Source organism: Phenylobacterium sp., from assembly GCF_036963605.1.
Classification (GTDB): Bacteria; Pseudomonadota; Alphaproteobacteria; order Caulobacterales; family Caulobacteraceae; genus Phenylobacterium.
This window is the reverse complement of the sequence record NZ_JBALUY010000026.1, coordinates 1-18488: the sequence shown is the minus strand read 5'-3', so window position 1 is coordinate 18488 and position 18488 is coordinate 1. Positions and strand designations below refer to the sequence as shown.

The 18488-nt window shown below is 67.6% G+C and carries 19 protein-coding genes; 10 read left to right on the top strand and 9 right to left on the bottom strand.

Annotated elements, in window-relative coordinates:
* The first annotated feature begins 5 nt into the window (after positions 1 to 5).
* A complete protein-coding gene (locus tag V7702_RS06850) occupies positions 6 to 449 on the top strand; it encodes a DUF2231 domain-containing protein (protein ID WP_335649393.1) in 444 nt (147 codons plus the stop codon).
* Here V7702_RS06850 and V7702_RS06845 read toward each other — a convergent pair.
* The gene (locus V7702_RS06845; RefSeq protein WP_335649392.1) at positions 419 to 910 is read right to left on the bottom strand and encodes a CopD family protein; all 492 of its coding nucleotides are present in this window, start codon (positions 908 to 910) and stop codon (positions 419 to 421) included. The two genes, V7702_RS06850 and V7702_RS06845, sit on opposite strands and share 31 nt — an antisense overlap.
* Positions 898 to 1665, bottom strand: coding sequence for a cytochrome c oxidase assembly protein (locus tag V7702_RS06840; RefSeq protein ID WP_335649391.1), 768 nt, complete (start codon positions 1663 to 1665; stop codon positions 898 to 900). The genes V7702_RS06845 and V7702_RS06840 overlap by 13 nt, the downstream gene beginning before the upstream one ends.
* A gap of 167 nt (positions 1666 to 1832) precedes the next feature.
* Between V7702_RS06840 and mtnP the strand changes: the two genes are divergently transcribed.
* Positions 1833 to 2714: an S-methyl-5'-thioadenosine phosphorylase gene (gene mtnP, locus V7702_RS06835; RefSeq protein ID WP_335649390.1), complete on the top strand. Its 882-nt coding sequence runs from the start codon at positions 1833 to 1835 to the stop codon at positions 2712 to 2714.
* On the opposite strand, the gene V7702_RS06830 is transcribed toward mtnP, so the two are convergent.
* Genes V7702_RS06830 through V7702_RS06820 form a run of 3 tightly spaced genes read right to left on the bottom strand, consistent with a single transcriptional unit; the run spans position 2692 to position 4932 of the window.
* Complete coding sequence (locus tag V7702_RS06830; protein ID WP_335649389.1) at positions 2692 to 3294, bottom strand: TIGR04282 family arsenosugar biosynthesis glycosyltransferase; 603 nt, start codon at positions 3292 to 3294, stop codon at positions 2692 to 2694. The genes mtnP and V7702_RS06830 overlap by 23 nt on opposite strands.
* Positions 3284 to 3964 (bottom strand): TIGR04283 family arsenosugar biosynthesis glycosyltransferase, encoded by a 681-nt coding sequence (locus V7702_RS06825; protein ID WP_335649388.1) that lies wholly within the window; start codon positions 3962 to 3964, stop codon positions 3284 to 3286. Before V7702_RS06825 ends, V7702_RS06830 begins: the two co-directional genes overlap by 11 nt.
* A complete protein-coding gene (locus V7702_RS06820; protein ID WP_335649387.1) occupies positions 3961 to 4932 on the bottom strand; it encodes a radical SAM protein in 972 nt (323 codons plus the stop codon). Before V7702_RS06820 ends, V7702_RS06825 begins: the two co-directional genes overlap by 4 nt.
* A gap of 143 nt (positions 4933 to 5075) precedes the next feature.
* On the opposite strand from V7702_RS06820, the gene V7702_RS06815 reads away from it, so the two are divergent.
* The gene (locus V7702_RS06815; RefSeq protein WP_335649386.1) at positions 5076 to 5885 is read left to right on the top strand and encodes a DUF1499 domain-containing protein; all 810 of its coding nucleotides are present in this window, start codon (positions 5076 to 5078) and stop codon (positions 5883 to 5885) included.
* A 21-nt stretch (positions 5886 to 5906) separates the two neighbouring features.
* Positions 5907 to 7016 carry an FAD-dependent oxidoreductase gene (locus V7702_RS06810; RefSeq protein WP_335649385.1) on the top strand — a complete coding sequence of 370 codons (1110 nt, stop codon included), beginning with the start codon at positions 5907 to 5909 and terminating at the stop codon, positions 7014 to 7016.
* Here V7702_RS06810 and V7702_RS06805 read toward each other — a convergent pair.
* The 3 genes from V7702_RS06805 to V7702_RS06795 all read right to left on the bottom strand — a co-directional run bounded on the left by V7702_RS06805 (position 7000) and on the right by V7702_RS06795 (position 12095).
* Complete coding sequence (locus V7702_RS06805) at positions 7000 to 8418, bottom strand: dihydrolipoyl dehydrogenase family protein (RefSeq protein ID WP_335649384.1); 1419 nt, start codon at positions 8416 to 8418, stop codon at positions 7000 to 7002. The genes V7702_RS06810 and V7702_RS06805 overlap by 17 nt on opposite strands.
* On the bottom strand, positions 8415 to 9131 hold the full coding sequence (locus V7702_RS06800; RefSeq protein ID WP_335649383.1) for a TVP38/TMEM64 family protein: 717 nt from the start codon (positions 9129 to 9131) through the stop codon (positions 8415 to 8417). Before V7702_RS06800 ends, V7702_RS06805 begins: the two co-directional genes overlap by 4 nt.
* A gap of 144 nt (positions 9132 to 9275) precedes the next feature.
* The gene (locus V7702_RS06795; RefSeq protein WP_335649382.1) at positions 9276 to 12095 is read right to left on the bottom strand and encodes a TonB-dependent receptor plug domain-containing protein; all 2820 of its coding nucleotides are present in this window, start codon (positions 12093 to 12095) and stop codon (positions 9276 to 9278) included.
* Between the two features lie 530 nt (positions 12096 to 12625).
* Between V7702_RS06795 and V7702_RS06790 the strand changes: the two genes are divergently transcribed.
* Positions 12626 to 13129 carry an Lrp/AsnC family transcriptional regulator gene (locus tag V7702_RS06790; protein ID WP_304712349.1) on the top strand — a complete coding sequence of 168 codons (504 nt, stop codon included), beginning with the start codon at positions 12626 to 12628 and terminating at the stop codon, positions 13127 to 13129.
* Positions 13130 to 13238: 109 nt separating this feature from the next.
* Here the strand turns inward: V7702_RS06790 and V7702_RS06785 are convergent, their stop codons facing one another.
* Positions 13239 to 14831 (bottom strand): amidohydrolase, encoded by a 1593-nt coding sequence (locus V7702_RS06785; RefSeq protein WP_335649381.1) that lies wholly within the window; start codon positions 14829 to 14831, stop codon positions 13239 to 13241.
* 433 nt (positions 14832 to 15264) lie between these two features.
* Here V7702_RS06785 and V7702_RS06780 point away from each other — a divergent pair, with 433 nt between their 5' ends.
* The 5 genes from V7702_RS06780 to V7702_RS06760 all read left to right on the top strand — a co-directional run bounded on the left by V7702_RS06780 (position 15265) and on the right by V7702_RS06760 (position 18361).
* Complete coding sequence (locus tag V7702_RS06780) at positions 15265 to 15669, top strand: DUF6249 domain-containing protein (protein ID WP_335649380.1); 405 nt, start codon at positions 15265 to 15267, stop codon at positions 15667 to 15669.
* Between the two features lie 22 nt (positions 15670 to 15691).
* On the top strand, positions 15692 to 16273 hold the full coding sequence (locus tag V7702_RS06775) for an RNA polymerase sigma factor (RefSeq protein ID WP_335649379.1): 582 nt from the start codon (positions 15692 to 15694) through the stop codon (positions 16271 to 16273).
* Entirely contained in the window at positions 16266 to 16649 is a 384-nt protein-coding gene (locus tag V7702_RS06770) for a hypothetical protein (RefSeq protein ID WP_335649378.1), read from the top strand. The genes V7702_RS06775 and V7702_RS06770 overlap by 8 nt, the downstream gene beginning before the upstream one ends.
* Before the next feature lie 2 nt (positions 16650 to 16651).
* Entirely contained in the window at positions 16652 to 17479 is an 828-nt protein-coding gene (gene panB, locus V7702_RS06765; protein ID WP_335649409.1) for a 3-methyl-2-oxobutanoate hydroxymethyltransferase, read from the top strand.
* A gap of 126 nt (positions 17480 to 17605) precedes the next feature.
* Entirely contained in the window at positions 17606 to 18361 is a 756-nt protein-coding gene (locus tag V7702_RS06760) for a tetratricopeptide repeat protein (RefSeq protein WP_335649377.1), read from the top strand.
* The last annotated feature ends 127 nt before the right edge of the window (positions 18362 to 18488 follow it).

Here is an 18488-nt window from a genome sequence, read left to right as displayed (position 1 = left end):
ACCGCGTGCAGTCGAGCATCCAGCTCGCCGGCCACCCGATCCACGTCATGCTGGTGACCTTTCCGATCGCGTTGGTCTGCGCCACCCTTGGCGCCGATCTCTTCTACTGGTGGTCGGCCGATCCCTTCTTCGCCCGGGTCGGCCTCTGGACGAGCGGCTGGGGGTTCGCCATGGGCGCGACAGCCGCCCTCAGCGGCACGGCCGAACTGCTGGTCTCGCGGGGCATCCGGCGCAGCTCCGAGCCCTGGAGTCATGCGGTCGCCGCCATGATGCTGCTGAGCGTGATCGCCGCCAACTGGGGCCTGCGGTTGTTCGACCGCGAGGCGGCCGTGCTGCCCTGGGGCCTTTTCCTTTCGGGCCTTGGCCTGGTGTTTGTCGGTCTCGCGGGCTGGCACGGCGGTAAGCTGGTATTCGAGCATCAGATCGGCGTGTCCGAAAGCAGCGACTGAAGACCGCCCGGCTCCAGCAGCCAGGCCGGCAGGGCGCTGACGCCCAGGAACGGCTTTTCCAGCACCAGCCAGAGAATGCCCAGGATCGCCACGAACACCGCGGCCCAGACGGCGAGCAATCGGCGGCGTGGCGGCCGGCTGTCGCGTTCCGACAGCGCGGTCAGCACAAAGCCGTACTGGACGTGCGCCATCACCAGCAGACCGACCAGCGCCAGCTTCAGGAACATCCACCCCTGCAGCACGCCAGGGGCCAGGAGCAGCAGCGCCGTGCCGGCCCCAATGGCGACGACGGCGGCCGGGGAGGCGATGGCGTTGTAGCTGAAGCGGCTGGCGTTACGAATGCGGATGAAGTCCTCGCGATTGGTCACGCCGCGGTGGGCTAGAAGCAGGCCGGGCAGGTAGACCAGGCCCGCAGCCCAGACCAGCAGGGCAGAGATGTGCAGGAATTTCAGCCAGGCCACGCCGAAGCCTCGTCTCTCTCCAGGCCGTGCAGCCAGCGCGCCGCAAGCCAAAGGACGGCGGCGAAATAGGGCAGGGCGCCGGGCGCCCACATGATCAGGCCGGCCAGCTGCTGGTCCTCCAGGGGGCTCAGCCCCCAGGCCCGGGTGGTCAGGAGATGAGGAGCATAGAGCGGCGCCTGGGCGAAGGTGATCAGGGCCGCCAGCAGGCCCATCTGCGCCATGGTGAGGATCAGGGCGACGATGACGGCGGGCGGTTCGGCCCGACGGGACCAGACCGTGCTCCAGAACGCGATGGCGCTGGCCAGCAGGCTGAGCTCCATCAGCCAGTAGGTCGCCGTGGCCTCAAGGGCCCAGCCATAGGCCATCGGCGCATGCCAGACCCAGAGGATGACCATGTGAGCAAGTCCCGCGCCGGTGAGCCAGCCGCCCGGCAGCTGTCGGGGCGCAGCCATGGCCAGCAGGGGCGCCGCGACCGCGACCATCAGCATGTGATGGGCGATGCGGGCCGAAAACAGCGAGGTGCTCAAGGCGCAGAGCGGGGAGACGAAAGCGATGACGAGAACGGCCAGTCCGCCGACAAAGGCCGCCCTTTGGCCGCGGCCCACCGCAGCTTGTGTGAAATACCAGACGGCGCAGAGCCCGAGCATGGCCAGGACGGCGGGGTCGAGATTCCAGTCCGCCCATAGCCCGTTGGGAGCGGGCGGCGGCCCGCAATAGGGGATGTTCCCAAGGCCGGATTGTGTTGTCTCGTCCACGCCCCCTCCTGCCGCGAGAATTCAACCTGATCAGAGACAACAAGCTTGGCGGCAGTCCGTTCCGAAGAGAATGGCGCCCCGGCCCAATCGGGCGCGGTCGACAGGGGCGGCGTCCTTGGCTAGGCCAGCTGGCGGCTTGGTCAGGGCCAGCGTGATCGGGGACGGCGATGAAACAGTGGACCTTGGGCGTGATCGGCGGTTCGGGGCTCTATGAGCTCGACGGCCTCCGCAACCGTCGGCGCCTCAGCATCGAGTCGCCCTGGGGGGCACCGTCCGATGAACTGATCGCCGGCGAACTCGAGGGCGTGCGCCTGGTCTTCCTGCCCCGTCACGGTCGCGGCCATCGCATTCCGCCGGGCGAGTTGAACGCCAGGGCCAATATCGACGTGCTCAAGCGCGCCGGCTGCACGGATGTGCTGTCGGTCTCGGCCGTCGGCTCTCTGCGCGAAGAGCTGCCGCCGGGGACCTTCGTGGTGGCGGATCAGTATATAGACCGGACCGTGTCGCGGCCGGCCTCCTTCTTCGGTTCAGGCCTGGTGGCCCACGTCTCCATGGCAGATCCGGTCTGCCCGCGGCTGTCGGCGGCGGCGGCGGATGCGGCGCGGGCGGCCGGTGCGCCCACGGTCGAAGGTGGGACCTATCTGGCCATGGAGGGGCCGCAGTTTTCCACCCGCGCCGAGAGCCACCTTTATCGCAGCTGGGGCTGTTCGGTGATCGGCATGACCGCCATGCCGGAGGCCCGGCTGGCGCGGGAGGCCGAGCTCCCCTACGCCAATGTCTGCATGGTCACCGACTATGACTGCTGGCGCGAAGCCACCGCCCATGTCGAGGTGACCAATGTGCTGGAGGTGCTGCTCAGCAACGCCGACACGGCCCGCCAGATGATCGCGGCCCTGGCCTTGGGACTGCCGGAGGTTCGGGCGCCATCGCCCATCGACACTGGCCTCGATCAGGCCATCATCACCGACCCGGCCCTGTGGGCGCCGGAACGGGTCGAAAAGCTGGCGGCGATCTGCCCGCGGAAGTTCAAACCAGCCGCCGACGCCTGAGCGCGCGTCTCAGGGCCGGACCGTCATCCACGTCCTCGCGCATCTGAAGCTCCGCGACAGGGTGACCCGCAAGGCTCGTCAGCGTGTCGGCCAGGGTGTGCTCTGTGGACCAGCGAATGCCAGTGAAGGGGACGGGGTCGCGGGGCGCCCGGCGCAGGCCGATCAACCAGTAGCCGCCATCGCGGGCCGGCCCCAGCACGGCGGCGTGGCTTCCCAGGTGGTGAAATGCCCTGGTCACATCGGTGCGGGTCACGCCCGGCGTATCGGCCCCGAGGATCACCACCGGGCCCGGCGGCAGCGCACGGGCGACGCGGGTGAGGCGCTCGCCAAGATCGCCCTTGCCCTGTCCGATGGGATGGCCCTGGCGGACCCAGGCCGTGGGGCGGTCTGGGGTGATGGCCAGCCAGAGGGTCCAGTGCGGATCACGGCCAAGCCGGCGCACCAGTTCGGCCAGGGCGCTGCGGGAAAACCGCAGGGCCGCGAGGTTCCCGACGTCCTGGGCCAGCCGCCGCTTGCCCACGCCATAGCGGGGCTGGCGGGCGAAGATCACCAGATGGCGCCGTGCACGCTCAGCGGCCATAGATCCTGGCGATCCGCTCAGGAGAAACGCCGGCTAGATACAGGCCAAGGCAGCGCAGATTGGTCAGGGTCTGGCGCAGCCAGCCTCGCCTGCGCCACCGTTCGGCCGAGGTGGTCGCCTTGCCGCCCAGGGACGTCAGCCGCCCGCGTCCGAGGCGGCGCACAAGATCGACATCCTCCATCAGGGGGAGGGGCGCGAAGCCGCCCACCTCGTCATAGAGCCGGCGCGAGATCAGCAGGCCCTGGTCGCCATAGGGCAGGGCGAGGAGGGTGACTCGCAGCCTTACGCCAAGCTCCAGAAGGCGCGCTGGCCAGGCGGTGTCGTCCAGCCGCAGATGGAAGACGCCTGCACGATCGGGACCCGCCGGCTCGGCGAGATGGCGGCGCGCCGCCGTCCAGGCCTCGGCGTCGAGCTGTGTGTCGGCGTGCAGAAACAGCAGCCATGGGGATGTCGCCGCCGCGGCGCCGGCTGCGAGCTGCCGACCGCGGCCGGGCGGCGAGGTCACGAGATGGGCGCCATGGCGCGTCGCGATCTGCGCCGTGTCGTCGGTGGAGCCGCCATCGACAACGATCACCTGCCCCACCCGCGGCAGGGCGGACAGGGTCGCGGCCAGACGGGGAGCCGCGTTCAAGGTGGGGATGACGACCGCCAGGTCGGCCAGGTCGCTCATCCGGCGCTGCAGCTCGCCCCGCCCAGCACGCAGAACTGCGCGCAGAACGGATGGTTGAGAGACACGCTGACGGCGGCCTGCTCCAGGTTTTCCCCCAGCTCGAACTGGGGGTCGTAGGGCGTGAGCGTGCAGGCGACGACGGCTGCGCGGGGCGCGCCCTTGCGGCGGACCACCATTCGGCTGGTGGCGCACATCATCTCAGTTGGATTTCGATTTAGGATTCCCCAGCAAGCCTCTGTGATCTCGGGAACTTCAGCGTCGGCCTCCATCTCGGGAAACATCACCAGGGCGCTGGGGTTGTCGGCCGCCACGTCCAGGCCTCGTGCGGCGAACAGCACGCCATAGGCGCTGCGGGCTTCCGTCTCTGGCTCGTCGATCAGCCGTCGGCCGGCGATCGCGATGCGAAGGCCCTGGTCACGCAGCCAGTCCAGCCCCTCCCAGGCCTTCTCCCAGGAGCCCTGGCCGCGCTCGGAGTCGTGCAGAGCCTGGGTGTGATGGTCGAGGCTCACCCGGAAGGTCAACTGGTCGCGATAGGCGCTGGCGAGATCCGCCAATCGCTGGCCCCAGCGCGTCATGGGTCGCATGGCGTTGGTCAGCACGAGCACCTGGAAGCCGGCGGCCAGGGCCTGTTCCAGCATCGCCAGGATGTCCGGGTTCATGAACGGCTCGCCGCCGGTGAAGCCGATCTCCCGGGTCGCCAGCCCCGAGCGGGCGATTTCGTCCAGATAGCGCGCCACGTCGTCCGCCCGCAAATAGGCCAGGGCGTCGTTGGTGGGCGAGCTCTCGATATAGCAGTTGGCGCAGGCGATGTTGCAGAGCGTGCCGGTGTTGAACCAGAGGGTCTCCAGGGCGGTCAGGGGCACGGTGGCGCGCGCCGAACCATCCGCCGTGATCGCCGGATTCACGAAACGCCCGGGCGGCGCTGCGCCGCGGTGGGTGGCGAAGGGCGAAGTCGCGGTGCGGGTCATCGGTCTCCCGGCGGGCTGTCGGTTCAAGGGTCCTGCTAGACCTATTCGAAGCACAAGGCTCGCCGGTTTCAAATGCGCCACTAGCCTATGGCCCAGGTTCGTGGAACGGTTGCGCCTTCGCCATTCGATCAAGGGCTGGGCTGATGAGAACGATGCTGGCGCGAGTCGCGCTGATTCTGTCGCTGCTGGTTCCGGTCTGGTTCATGGCCGCGGCCCTGGGCACCAAGTTCGGCCTCTGGTCGTGGCGGACCGGTCTTGGTGTGATGATCATCCAGTGGGGGCCGCGAATCCTGATCGGGACGGCGATTCTGGGGCTGGTGGCCCTGGTCATCACCCTGGCGCGGGCGCCGCGCAGGGGTTGGCAGGCTGCGCTGATCGCCCTGCTGATCCCGGCTCTGGGCCTCGGCTACCTGTTCTGGATACGAGGTCAGTCGGCCGACATCCCGCCGATCCACGATGTCGCGACCAATATCGACGACCCGCCCACCTATTCGCCGGCTCTGCTGGCGGTGCGGGATGGCGAAGGCGCCAACCCGGTGGCGCAGTTGTCGGCGCCGATCACCAGCCTGCCCGCCTATCAGGGGCCGCGCTTCGCCGCGCTTGAGGGCAAGACCCTGGGGCAGATCGGTCGGGAGGCCTATCCCGAGGTTCGCACCCTGACCGTGGCGGCGCCCCCGACTGACGCCTTCGCCGCAGCCCAGGCAGAGGTCGAGGCCCAGGGCTGGACCCTGGTTGGGGCCGAGCCGGCCTCCGGGGCGATCGAAGCCACGGCGGAGACCTTCTGGTTCGGCTTCAAGGATGACGTGGCCGTGCGGGTTCGCCCTGCGCCGGGTGGCGGCAGCCTGATCGACATGCGTTCGACCTCGCGGGTGGGGCTGAGCGATCTGGGAGCCAACGCCGAACGCATCGAGGACTATCTCGACGATGTGGAAGACCGCCTAGGCGAGGACTGACGCAAGGCGGGCTGGCGCTTGATGCGGCTCGTCCTCGTTGGGGCTGGCCACGCCCATCTTCATCTGCTGGCCCATGCGGGAACACTGCGCGCCGCGGGGCTGGATCCTGTTCTCGTGGCGCCTGCGCGGTTCGACTATTCCGGCCTGGCGACAGGGGTGCTGTCGGGCGCGGTCGGGAGAGAGGCGGCGGGCCTCGACGTGGCCGCCTTGGCGAAGGCCGCGCGCGTGGAACACCATCCGACGCAGGTCAGCGCCGTCGATCTTGCCGGTCGGCGTCTGATCCTGGCCGAGGGCGCGCCGCAGGCCTTTGATCTCATCTCCTTCAACATTGGCAGCGTCTCGCGCGATCCGCGCGGCCTGGCCCGCCAGCCGGGGGTCTGGCCGGTCAAGCCCCTAGACAATCTGTTCGCCTTGAAGTCCTGGCTGGAGGCGGAGATGACGTGCCGGTCGGAGTCGCCGCAGGCGGTCATCGCCGGCGCCGGGCAGACCGGCTTCGAGGTCGCCGCGGCCCTGGCCGGTCTCGCCGCCCGCCATGGACTTGCGCCGCGTATCCGCCTGGTCGGCGACGTGGCGGCATCCTGGGCGCCAGGGCGCGCCGGCCGCCATCTGAGGCAGTTGCTCGAAGGGCGCGGCGTCATCTTCGAGCCCGGAGAGGTGCTAGCTCGGACGTCCTCCACCTGCCAGTTGGCGGATGGGCGCAGCCTTCCCTGCGACGCCCTGGTGCTGGCTACCGGTCTGGAGGCGCCGCCGCTGATCGGCGCGTTGGGCCTGCCGGTCGGGGGCGACGGGCGCTTGGTCGTGTCGCCTCAGATGCAGTCGGTGGCCGATGAGCGGGTGTTCGCTGCGGGCGACTGCGCGGCCATCGACAGGGCCGAGCGGCCCGCGGCCGGCGTGTTTGGCGTGCGCGCCGCGCCGGTCCTGCTGGCCAATCTGATCGCCAGGGCGACGGATGCGCCGCTTACGCTCTACCGCCCCCAGGCCCGCTGGCTGTCGATCATGGATCTCGGCGACGGGACCGGCCTGGCCATGCGCGGGAGCCTGTGGACCCATGGTCGCGCCGCCCTGTGGCTGAAGCGCCGCCTGGACCTGGGGTTTGTCGCCCGGGCCGGTCGCCTCAGGCCAGGTGCTTGAGCAGGGCGACGACCTTGCGGGTGCGGTTTGAGAAGAGGGCCGGCGTGTACCACTGGCCGGCCAGCCGCTTGTTGATCTCTCCCCGGGTCGGATAGGGGGCGATCATGCCGGTGACCTGGCTGAGCTTCAGGCCCGCAGACATGGCCAGAGCCCAGAGCTGGATGTGATCGCCGGCGTGGCGCCCGACCAGGGTCACCCCGAGAATCTTGCCCTTGGCCGTGGTGATCAGCTTGCCGAAGCCCCGCACATCGCCCTCGGCGATGGCCCGGTCGTTGCCGGCGAACTCGACGATCTCCACGCGGATATCGTCCCCGTGCGCCTGGCGCGCCTCGGCTTCGCCAAGGCCGATGGCCGCCAGTTCGGGATCGGAATAGGTGACGCGGGGGACCTGCAGGGTGTCGGCGTTCACCGGCAGGCCAAAGATGGCCCGACGCACCACCAGCCCTGCGTGAGCGCCGGCCAGATGGGTGAACTGGCCGCGGCCGGCGGCGTCACCCACGGCATAGATGCGGCGGTTGCTGGTGCGCAGGCTCTTGTCGGTCACCACGCCGTGGGCGTTGCGTTCGACGCCGGCCTTTTCGAGGTCCAGGCCGGCCAGCGACGGCTGGCGACCGACCGCGACCAGCAGGTGCGAGCCGGTGATCTTCTCCTCGCCCGCTGCGCCCTCGACGATGAGGGTTGGGCCGGGCTCGACCCGCACGGCCTTGCGGCCGGCCATGAGGGTCACGCCATCGGCAGTGAGTTGATCCAGGACCGTAGCGGCGGCGGCGGGATCTTCACGTCCGAGCAGACGGTCAGCCTCGACGATCACCACCTCGGAGCCCAGGCGGCGGAAGGCCTGGCCGAGCTCCACGCCGATGGGGCCGCCGCCCAGTATGATCAGTCGGGTGGGCAGGACGTCCAGGTCGAACAGGGTCTCATTGGTGAGGAAGGGGACCTCCGACAGGCCGGGAATAGGGGGGACCGCCGCGCGGGACCCTGTGGCGATGAAGATCTTGCGCGCCCGCACCGTGACGCTGTCGCTGGCCACGGTGCGTCCGTCGACGAACCGTGCGGCCTCGCGCACCACCTTCACCCCCAGGCCCTCGAAACGGTCCTGGCTGTCGTGGGGCGCGATGGTGGCGATGGCGGCGCGCACGTGAGCCATGACCTGCGGGAAATCGACGGCGACTTCGACCGTGTTGATCCCCAGATGGTTGGGCGTTCGCATCTCATGGGCCGCGGTGGCTGCGGCGATCAGGGCCTTGGAGGGGACGCAGCCATAGTTGAGGCAGTCGCCGCCCATCTCGCCCTTTTCGAACAGCACGACCTTGAGCCCGAGCTGGGCCGCGCCTGCGGCGACGGACAGGCCGCCCGACCCCGCGCCGATGACGACCATGTCGGCCTTGATGGAGGTGCTCACAGCGTCTTCCCCGAACGGGCCCGCAGGCGTTGGAAGATGGTGGCCCCCAGCGACAGCAGGCCTAGCGCCACCAGCGGCAGGAAGATGGCCGGCTGGAAGATCACGCCGAGGTCCGGCGCCTCGTCCCGCGCCAGCAGCTCGCCGACGCCTGCGCCGATCCCGCTGTAGATGAAGGTGGCGGGCATGATGCCGATCAGGGTGGCCAGGGCGTAGGCCCGCAACGGCGCGTGAGCCAGGGCGGCGGCCACATTGACCAGCCAGAAGGGCGCCAGCGGGATCAGGCGCAGGGTCAGGATGTAGCCGAAGGCCCCGGCCTCGACGCCGTCCATGATCGCCTTCAGCCGCCCGCCCGAGGCCTCGGCCTTGTCCCGCAGGGCGGCGCCGAGGGACGTACGGACCGCATAGAAGACGGCGATGGCGCCCAGGGTCGCGCCGACCACGGTGGCCGCGCCGCCCACCCAGGTTCCGAACAGATAGCCGCCGGCCAGGGTCAGGATCACGGCGCCGGGAACGCTGAGGGCTGTGGAGAGGGCGTAGATCCCGATGAAGGCGGCCAGGGCGACCACCAGGTTGTCGGCCACCATGACGCGCAGGGCCGCCTCATGGGTCTGCAGGGCTTCGAGATTGAGATGGCGGGTCACGCCGCTGGCGAACACCGCGATCACGCCGATCACCAGGATCGCCAGGGGCAGATAGCGTTTCAGATGTCTCATCGCGGGCCTTGGCTTGGGTGCGCTGCAGAGCGCCACACCGGTGTTACGGGTTATAGCCAAGCCGGGACGCCCGTCGCCTCAAAACAGCGACGGCGCGCCGGCCCTAAGACCGACGCGCCGCGCATCAGGATGCTGCTGGAGGGCTTAGAAGGCCAGCCGCATCCCGACCCGGAAGGTGCGGCCCAGAACATCATAGAGGCTGCGATTGGTCTGCAGATAGCCGACGGTGTTTTCAGCGCCCAGGGCGGCAGGGTTGGCCGTCAGGGGCGGTTCGTTGTTGAAGAGGTTCTTGATCGAGATGTAGGCCTCGCCGCTGGCCGCACTCTGGCCGATGTCGAAGGCATAGGTCGCCGAGGCGTCGAAATAGAGGGCGCCGTCGATGTGGTTGTCGTTGATCGTGTAATAGGGCGGCGCCAGCGTCGGGCAGGCGCTCGCGCACTCGGTATAGGCGTTGCTGATCACCCCGTCGCTGACACCGCGCGCCGTGACATTGAAGCTGACGGGATCAAGGTTGTAGGCCGCCGTGACCCGGTAAACCCAGTCCGGCGTAGAACCCACATTGGAGCCCGCCAGATCGATGGCGGTGACGCCATTGTCCGTGACGTTCTCCATGTAGTGGGTCGCCATGGCCCGCAGGCTCAGGTCGCCAGCCGCGCCCGGAATATAGGCGTCGAGCGAGGTCCTGTAGGACGCCTCGATGTCCAGACCCTTGGCGCTCAGGCTGTTCAGGTTCTCGTAGTATAGATCGATGAAGGCGAGTTGCCCGTTCTCGTAGCGGAGATTGTTGCAGTATCGCTGGACGTTATTGAGCAAACAGAAGTCGGCCGATTGCTGGGCGGTGACGAAGTCGATCACCCCCTCGACCTTGATCTCATAGTAGTCAACGGAGGCGGCGAAGCCAGGCAGGAAGCTGGGTTGGAAGACGACGCCCAGGCCGAGACCATCGGCCACCTCCGGCTGGACATCGACATTGCCCTGCAGGTTCTGGACGAAGGCGGTGGACACGCCGTTGATGGAGACCGCGTTGCTGCGTGCGGTGCCGGCGTCGAACAGCTCGCTCATGTTCGCCGCCCGGATGTCCCGGGAGGCCGAGGCGCGCAGGGTGATGTCCGGGATCGGCGTGTAGGTCAGGCCCGCCTTCCAGGTGGTGACGCCGCCCGACGTGCTGTAGCGCGTGTATCGGGCCGCGCCGTTGAAATCGAGGCCCTCGAAGATCGGGACCAGGGTTTCGATATAGCCCTCGACCACGTCGTACTCGCCAGTGGTGACCTTGTAGTTCCCGTACTTCCAGCCGGACTGGTACTGCGCATCGACCTCCCCATCCATGGTCTCATTGCGCCATTCTCCGCCGAAGGCGATGTCGATCGGGCCGGCCCATCCGGCGAAGTCGGTGGTGAAGTTCACCGCCACCACGTCCTGGACGAACTCCTGGTTGCGCAGGGGTTGGCCCAGCACATAGTCGATGGCCTCCTGGCTGGCGACGCCGATGCCGAAGCGGTTCAGCGGCACGCAGCCGTTGGTCGGACTGGTCAGGGTTGAGCGGCAGACGATCTGGCCGGTGGTGGGGTGCACCACCGCGTCCGTGGCCAGCGCCAGATTGGCGTTGTTCCAGGTCGGCGTCAGCTCTTCCTGGGTTTCGGTGACCCCATGCTGATAGTAGGCGTCCCAGCCAAAGTCGCGGCCCAGCAGGCTGAAGTCGCCGTCGGCGCCGACCACAAAGCGCGAGGTCTCGCGGATGTTGTTGCTGCCCGACTTCGGCAGGTCGGCATTGCTTGATCCCATGACGAAGGAGGTCAGGCCTTGCGCCGTCATCTGGTCACGCACCGATTGCGGCAGGAAGGCGTTGTCTGAGCGGATGGTGACGCCCGTATTGGTCGGCTGGATGTAGTAGCTCAAGCCCTCATAATAGGCGTACGAGGCCTGAGCGAAGACATTGATGTTCGGGGTCAGCTCATAGCTGATCCGCCCGAAGAAGCTGTCGCGGTCCTCATCAGGCAGCAAGGAGTTGCTCCCGTTCATGCCCGAGGAGGCGTACTCCCAGTCGCCGCCGACCATCCACTGGCCCGACACGGCGCCGTAGGCGAGCTGGCTGACCTGGCCATTGACGCCGAAATAGGTGCCGCGAAGGGGTCCGGAGGTGATCAGGCCACCTGGGGTGTAGGCTGAGATCCCCACCTGATCGGCCACAATGTAAAAAGGCGCCCCCGCCGAGGTGTCGGTGTTGCGGATCGCGAAATGGCCGTTGGTGTTCCAGTCGCGGCTTTCGCCATGGATGCCGGTCTGGCTGACGGTTTCGGCGCTGAGCAGGATGTGGCCACGGCCGTCGGCGAAGGGCGAGCCGGCCGTGAAATTGTACTTCCAGTTTTCCCCGTCGCCATAGGTGGTCTCGCCGTATTCGGCGGTCATCTTCAGGCCGGTATAGGTCTTGTCGAGGATGAAGTTCACGACGCCGCCGACCGCGTCCGACCCGTAGGCCGACGAGGCGCCCCCGGTCACCACTTCCACCCGGGAGATCAGGGATTGTGGGAATGTGTTGGTGTCGACCTGGCCCGTGGCGGCCGAGACCACCGAGCGCTGTCCGTCGAACAGGACCAGGGTGCGACCCGTACCTAGAGCCCGCAGGTTCAGCGCGCTGATGCCGGCCTGGCCGTTGCTCAGCGAGCCCGACGAGCTCGATGCGGTCACCGAACCGGCCACCGACGGCAGGGTGTTGACGAAGTCGGCGATATTGGCCGGCGCCTCGGCGAGGATTTCAGCTGAGCCCAGCACGTTCACAGGCGTGGGCGCGTCAAAGCCGTCGCGAACGATGCGCGATCCGGTGACGACGACTTCTTCCAGTTCGGCGCTGGGCGCCATCTGGGCGAGGGCGGGCGCGGCCTGGGCCATCAGGGCGGCGGCGCTGGCCGTGGCCAGGGCGTAGTGGCGGAGGCGGCGAGAGGGACGTGAGAGTGACAGTTGGCTCATTGCGGTTCTCAACTCTTCTAGCTTGGCGTCCACCCGCCGCAGGGGCGTGAGGAGCCGTCACGCTCGCCCCTCCAGTGAGGCGAGCGCCTGCCAGACGCGCCGGGCGGCCCGGCTCGCCTGTTGTTTCGGATCGGTCGGAGGCCCCTGGGCGCCGGATCGGGGAGGCGATCTGCCAGGCTCGGGGGCGGTTTCTGCGAACGCCTGTGTCCTAGGGACGCCGCAGATGCGTGTCAGGGCTCATGGGCTGCTACGCCAGAGGAAGCCGCCATTCGAAAAATCGGACTCGCTGCGCCATAGTGGGCGCACGGACCTGCTGTAAAATCGACCACACATGGAGACTACCCCCAGTTATATTTGTTCCAATGCGTCGGTTTCTTGCGGCCAGAGCTGCCGACACCCATCTGCACCCGCTGGCCGCTGTCTCGGCAGGGACAGATTAGTTTCGATTGCTGGTGGAGCACATTGAATATAGGAATCTTCTGCTCAATTCGTGGTTCTGCCGCTGAATTGCGCAGTGAAACGGGGATTGCATGTCGAAATTCGAACACGTTGGCTTGGACGCCATCGACTTCCAAATTCTAAGAGAGCTGTCGATCGATGGCCGGGCTTCCGACGTGTGGCTGGGTGAGAAGATCAATCTCTCGAGCACAGCCGTGGCTCGGCGGCGAAAGATACTTGAGGAACGCCAGGCGGTGCTCAGCTACTCGGCTGACCTGAACCTGCCGATGCTTGGGTTCAGTGTGGTGGTCTTCGTGGCGATCGAGCTGAGCTCTCAGGCCGAGCGCGCTCTCAATGAATTCGAACGCGAGGTGGTGAAGTGCCCCTCGGTCTCATATTGCGGCTTTGTGTCCGGAGACACCGACTTCCTGATCATGCTGAACGTCGAGTCCTTCGAGGACTATGACCGGGTCTATCGCCGGGAGCTGTCCATGCTGCCGCACGTCTCGCGGATCCGCAGCAGCTTCGTGATCCGCGAGGTCACCAGCCGGTCGACCCCCCCGATCGTGTTCCAGGATCGCCCCGAGGGGCGGTAAGTAAAGAAGGCCGGCAAGGCAAAAAAGAAGGGCCGGCGAGGCCGGCCCTTCTCGAATATGGAGCGTCTCGCGCCAAGGGGATCAACGCGAGACGCAGGTCTTGGGACGTTCAGTTCGCCGGCAGATTGGGGTAGGCGATCCCAAGTTGTTCCAGATACGTGTCGTACTTGGATGGGTCGTAATAGAACGGCTCCATCTTCGGCCGCATCTGAGCCATGATATTGGTGTTCAGGTGAACGCCGGGGGTGTCCTCGGCCGTAAGGACCGGGTCGTACTTCTGGTCCTTCAACTGGACGTTCTGGAAGTAGTCCTTGGCCTCAGTGACTAGGCTCGGCGTCGTCACCAGATCCAGCACCGTCATCGCCACGGCCTTGGCCCCGACCACCACGCCCTTGTGGGCGATTGGCGTGGCCATCCCGATGGCGGCGGTCACATGGTGGCCGATGGTGTTGGGGATGTTCGACGGATAGCGGATCGTGATGGTCGGCACGGTCCACATGATGTCGCCGATATCGTCCGAGCCGCCGCCCATGGAGGGGCCGCGGCCGTCGGGCGTGGAGAGCGGCGACACCTCCGTCGCCAGCGGCTCCACCGTCAGGTGGTTGGCGTCCTGGGTGGCCCGGGCGAAGGCCTGGTCGGCCTCGGTCCACTGGGGCATGCCGACGGCCTGGATATTGGCGTAGGCCGCCTCGGCCAGGGGCTTGTTGCCGTAGTTCGGCGCGGCGTAGCCCAGCAGGCGGCGCTCGACCGTGGTGTCGGTGGCCATGGCGGCGGCTTCGGAGATGCGGTTGCCGATCTCATAGAGGCCGCGGATGGTCTCGAACTCCTGTTCACGGAAATAGTACCAGACGCTGGCTTCACCGGGCACGATGTTGGGCTGGCCGCCGCCATTGGTGATCACATAGTGCGAGCGCTGGGTCACCGGCAGATGTTCGCGGCGCATGTTCCAGGCCGCGTTCATCAGCTCGACGGCGTCCAGCGCGCTGCGTCCGGCCCAGGGCGCGCCGGCCGAGTGGGCTGTCTTGCCGTGGAAGGTGTATTCGACCGATACCATGCCGTTGTTGCCGGCTGGGCCCCAGCCGGTGGAGAAGTCGCGGCTGACGTGGCTGAAGATGCTGGCGTCGACGTCGTCGAACATCCCTTCGCGCACATAGAAGGCCTTGGTGGCCAGCAGCTCCTCGGCGACACCGGGCCACAGCATGAGCTGGCCGGGGATGTTGTTGGCCTCCATGACCTCCTTGGCCGCCAGGGCGGCGACCACCATCATCGGCATGCCCGAGTTGTGGCCTTCGCCATGGCCTGGCGCTCCGGGCACCTGCGGCTTGATCTCGGCCGAGCCCGGGACCTGCGAGAGGCCAAGCAGGGCGTCAATATCGCTGCCCAGGGCGATCTTGGGTCCGCCCGAACCCCAGGTAGCGGTCCAGGCGGTGGGGATGCCGGCGACGCCGCGCTCAATCTTGAAACCGTTCTTCTCGAGAATGCCGGTGACATATTCCGAGGTGCGGAATTCCTGGAAGCCCGGCTCGGCGAAGCTGTAGATGGAGTCGACCATTTCCTGGGCCAGCTTGGCCCGCTCCTCGACGCCTGCGACGGCGGCGGCCTTCATCTCCGGCGGCGCGGCGGCCTGGGCGGCGAGGCCCGGCAGCCACATGGCCGTGGCGAGCAGGAGTGCGGTTAAAGATCGGGCGCGGCTGGCGGCCATGTGGTCATCCCCCAAGTGGTTTCACTGTTGACCGTCGGCGCCTTCGAGCGCCTGCCGGTCGATTGTCGTCCCCTGAGGTCTTGCCTTCGATTGGTCGACCCGCGGTGTCGTGCGCAGGAATTCAAACCAAAATGATCAAATACATTCGAAAACCATCAGGATGAGCGAGCGCACCATAGAAATCCTGCGGTGTAAACGCCGCGGTTGAGAGGGTGGGGCGGAATCGTTTCGAGGGGCGCGGGTTGATGATTTTTTATGCGCGCTGCGGCCAAGCCGGGCGGTCGCGGGCCGGCTGACGGGGCCGGCCGCAGCCCTGGCCGCCCCGGTTCATGACCAAGATTTCATGGCCGCGCTTGCATCTGTAAGGGACGGCCGCGGCCTCTTATGATCGAACGGGTCTAGAGCATCCGCTGCGCTAAACAGGAAAACTCTCATGGACGTCGCTATCGCTGGCATCATCTCCAGTGTCTTTACGACTGCGATCGTGTTCGGCGCGATCGTGGCCATCATAGTTGTGCCCCGCTACCTGAAGGCTCGGGAGCGGACGGCGCTCCACAAGACGATCCAGGCCGCCTACGACAAGGGCCAGCAATTGCCCCCCGAGCTCATCCAGGCCCTGACCCAGGATGTGAAGGTGAAGCCCAAGCCCTCACCTTCGCGGGACCTCCGCACCGGCATCATCTGGCTGGGGGTCGCGGTCGGCCTGGCCGCCTTCGGCTACGCCCTGGGGTTTGAAGAGCCGGACGCCACCTACATCTTCATGGGCATTGCGGCCTTCCCCGGCTTCATCGGTCTGGCCTTCGTGATCATGTCCTTCGTGGCCAAGGACAGGTCCTGATCGCGCGCGCTGGGGAAAAGCCATGTCGCGCGCCGAACGACACCGACTCTCAAGTCTGCACGACGTCGAACTGGCCAGTCTCGCGGCTGCCGGCGACCGGCAGGCCTTTGGCGAACTCGTCCGTCGGCACGGTTCGGCCGTTCGCGGCCTCCTGCGCAGAATGGGCGCCAGCGCGAGCGAGGCTGACGACCTGGCCCAGGACGCCTTCATCTCGGCCTTTGAATCGATCTCGGAGTTCCGCGGGGAGGGCGCCTTCGCCGGCTGGGTGAAGAAGATCGCCGCCCGCGCCTGCCTGCGGCGCATGCAGCGCACCAAGCGCCTTCGCGACCTGGCCGCGGCCGGCGCCGAGGACGAGGCGTCGACGGCCCATCCCGATCCGGGCGGGCGGATGGACCTGGACGAGGCGCTGAAGGGCCTGAACGAGGGCGAACGTTTCTGTGTCAGCCTCTGCTATGGGGCCGGGCTGTCTCATGCTGAGGCGGCTGAGGCCTTGAACCTGCCGTTGGGAACGGTCAAATCCCATGTCAAACGTGGTCTGGATAAACTCAGGGCGCGCCTGGCGCCGGAGGATCAGTCTGTTGAGGGACGCCGCGACAATGGCTGAGGTCGAATTCGAGCGCGCCCTGGAGCGGATGTTCGCCCGCGCGCCGGACGTCGTCGTCGACGCCGAAAGCTTCGCCGACCGGGTGCAGCGGCGCCTGGACCGCGGCTGGGCGGCGCGCCGACTGCTGATCGGATCGGCCGGGGTCGTCGGCGGAGTCATCGGGGCCAGCCAGCTCATCATGTCCAATCTCTTCAGCCGCGCCGAGGCGGCGTCCAGCGAGTCGGCGCGGGTGCTGACCACGGGCGTCCGCCAGATCGCGCCTCAGGCCGACTGGCTGTTCAGCCGCCCGGCGGGGGTGGAGACCATCTGGGTGGCCGCCGGCCTGGCGGTTCTCGCCCTGGGCTTTGTGCTCACCCGCATCATCGAGGAGATCTGACCCTGTCCGCCCAACGCCAGGAGACCGTGCGGCGCCTAGCGGCGCCCGACATCGCCGAGCGGAAGGGAAAGACGCCCATCGTCTGTCTCACCGCCTATACGGCCCCCATGGCCGAACTGCTGGACGAGGCCTGCGACCTGCTGCTGGTGGGGGACTCGGTGGGTATGGTCGTCCATGGCCTGCCCAATACTGTGGGCGTGACGCTTGAGATGATGATCCTGCACGGTCAGGCGGTGATGCGGGGTTCGCGCCGGGCCATGGTCGTGATCGACATGCCCTTCGGCTCCTATGAAGGCTCGGCGCAGGAGGCCTACGCTAACGCTGCGCGGCTGATGAAGGAGACCGGGGCCCAGGCGGTGAAGGTCGAATCCGGCCCCACCGTGGCCGACACCATCGACTACATGGTGAAACGCGGCGTGCCGGTGATGGGCCATGTGGGCCTGCGGCCCCAGGCGGTGTTGGTGGACGGCGGCTTCAAGGCCAAGGGCAAGGGCGCCGACGAGCGGGCCCGAATCCTCGAGGAGGCCAAGGCTACGGCCGCCGCCGGGGCCTTCGCCCTGGTGGTCGAGGGCGTCGCCGAGGGCCTGGCGCGGGAGATCACCGAGGCGGTGTCCGTGCCGACCATCGGCATCGGCGCCTCGGCCGGCTGCGATGGCCAGATCCTGGTCACCGACGACATGCTGGGCCTGTTCGACTGGACGCCGAAATTCGTGCGGCGTTACGCCGATCTGCGCGGGGAAATCCTGCGGGCGGTGGACGCCTACGCGCAGGATGTCCGGGCCAGACGATTCCCTGGCCCGGCGGAAATCTACTTCGCCAAGGCCGTTTAGTCGGGCCTCGCCGAAGCCCTCGATCAGGCCCTCGACCAAGGGCTTGGCCACGCCGTTGCGGCGGGACCTCTTGCACTATAGGTTCGCCGCCTCTGTTTCGTCGCCTGAGCGCGGAGTACCCCATTCGTGACTGACGTTTTTGAAGAGGTCGAGGAGCAACTCCGCGCCGACCGCTACAAGACGCTCGCCCTGCGCGCGCTTCCCTGGGTGCTTGGCGCCCTCGCTCTGGCCCTCATCATCGCGCTGGCGATCTGGGGCTGGGGCGCATGGCAGAGCCGGACCATCAGCGAGGCCTCGGAGACCTATGCCGAGGGTGTCGAGGCCTTTGCGGCGGGCGACATGGGCAAGGCCGAGCAGCGCTTCGCCGAGGTCGCTGAGGGGAACGCCAAGGGCTATGCGGCCATGGCGCTGATGCAGCAGGCCGGCCTGCGGATCAACGAACGCAAGACCGCTGAGGCCGTCGAACTGTTCGACGAGGCCGCCCAGGTGGCGCCAGACCCGATCCTGGCCGACGCCGCCCGCCTCAAATCCGCCTTCGCCCTCCTCGATACCGCGCCCCTGGACGAGATGCAGGCGCGCCTGCAGCCGCTGACCGAGGAAGGCCGGCCCTATCGCGCCCAGGCGCTGGAGGCGCTGGCCTTCGCCAAGCTGATGGGGGGCGAGATGGATGAAGCGCGCACAGACTTCGGGGTGATCGCCCTTATGCCCGGCGCTTCGGACCTGGCCCGTCAGCGGGCCCAGGCCGCCCGGGCGATGATCGACTCCGGTTCGGCGGCGTCCCTGGCCGGGGTGGTGAAAGCCGCCGCGGCGCTTCCCGACACCGATTCTGACGATGCGGCCTCCGATGAGGCGTCGCAGCAGCAAGGTTCCGCTTCGCAATGATCTCCTCCCGTCTCCCGATGGTCGCCGTGCTGCTGGCCGGCGCGGTTGCGCTCAGCAGCTGCTCGACCATCAACCGTCTCAATCCTTTTGACCGGGACGACGGGCCGCAGGAGGTTGCGGGCGAGGG

What these genes read in the sequence shown, in the direction of transcription:
- mtnP (WP_335649390.1), top strand. Translation starts at nt 1,833, where the DNA reads ATGAAACAGTGGACCTTGGGCGTGATCGGCGGTTCGGGGCTCTATGAG.
- V7702_RS06830 (WP_335649389.1), bottom strand. Translation starts at nt 3,294, where the DNA reads ATGGCCGCTGAGCGTGCACGGCGCCATCTGGTGATCTTCGCCCGCCAG.
- V7702_RS06825 (WP_335649388.1), bottom strand. Translation starts at nt 3,964, where the DNA reads ATGAGCGACCTGGCCGACCTGGCGGTCGTCATCCCCACCTTGAACGCG.
- V7702_RS06820 (WP_335649387.1), bottom strand. Translation starts at nt 4,932, where the DNA reads ATGACCCGCACCGCGACTTCGCCCTTCGCCACCCACCGCGGCGCAGCG.
- V7702_RS06815 (WP_335649386.1), top strand. Translation starts at nt 5,076, where the DNA reads ATGAGAACGATGCTGGCGCGAGTCGCGCTGATTCTGTCGCTGCTGGTT.
- V7702_RS06810 (WP_335649385.1), top strand. Translation starts at nt 5,907, where the DNA reads ATGCGGCTCGTCCTCGTTGGGGCTGGCCACGCCCATCTTCATCTGCTG.
- V7702_RS06800 (WP_335649383.1), bottom strand. Translation starts at nt 9,131, where the DNA reads ATGAGACATCTGAAACGCTATCTGCCCCTGGCGATCCTGGTGATCGGC.
- V7702_RS06795 (WP_335649382.1), bottom strand. Translation starts at nt 12,095, where the DNA reads ATGAGCCAACTGTCACTCTCACGTCCCTCTCGCCGCCTCCGCCACTAC.
- V7702_RS06790 (WP_304712349.1), top strand. Translation starts at nt 12,626, where the DNA reads ATGTCGAAATTCGAACACGTTGGCTTGGACGCCATCGACTTCCAAATT.
- V7702_RS06785 (WP_335649381.1), bottom strand. Translation starts at nt 14,831, where the DNA reads ATGGCCGCCAGCCGCGCCCGATCTTTAACCGCACTCCTGCTCGCCACG.
- V7702_RS06780 (WP_335649380.1), top strand. Translation starts at nt 15,265, where the DNA reads ATGGACGTCGCTATCGCTGGCATCATCTCCAGTGTCTTTACGACTGCG.
- V7702_RS06775 (WP_335649379.1), top strand. Translation starts at nt 15,692, where the DNA reads ATGTCGCGCGCCGAACGACACCGACTCTCAAGTCTGCACGACGTCGAA.
- V7702_RS06770 (WP_335649378.1), top strand. Translation starts at nt 16,266, where the DNA reads ATGGCTGAGGTCGAATTCGAGCGCGCCCTGGAGCGGATGTTCGCCCGC.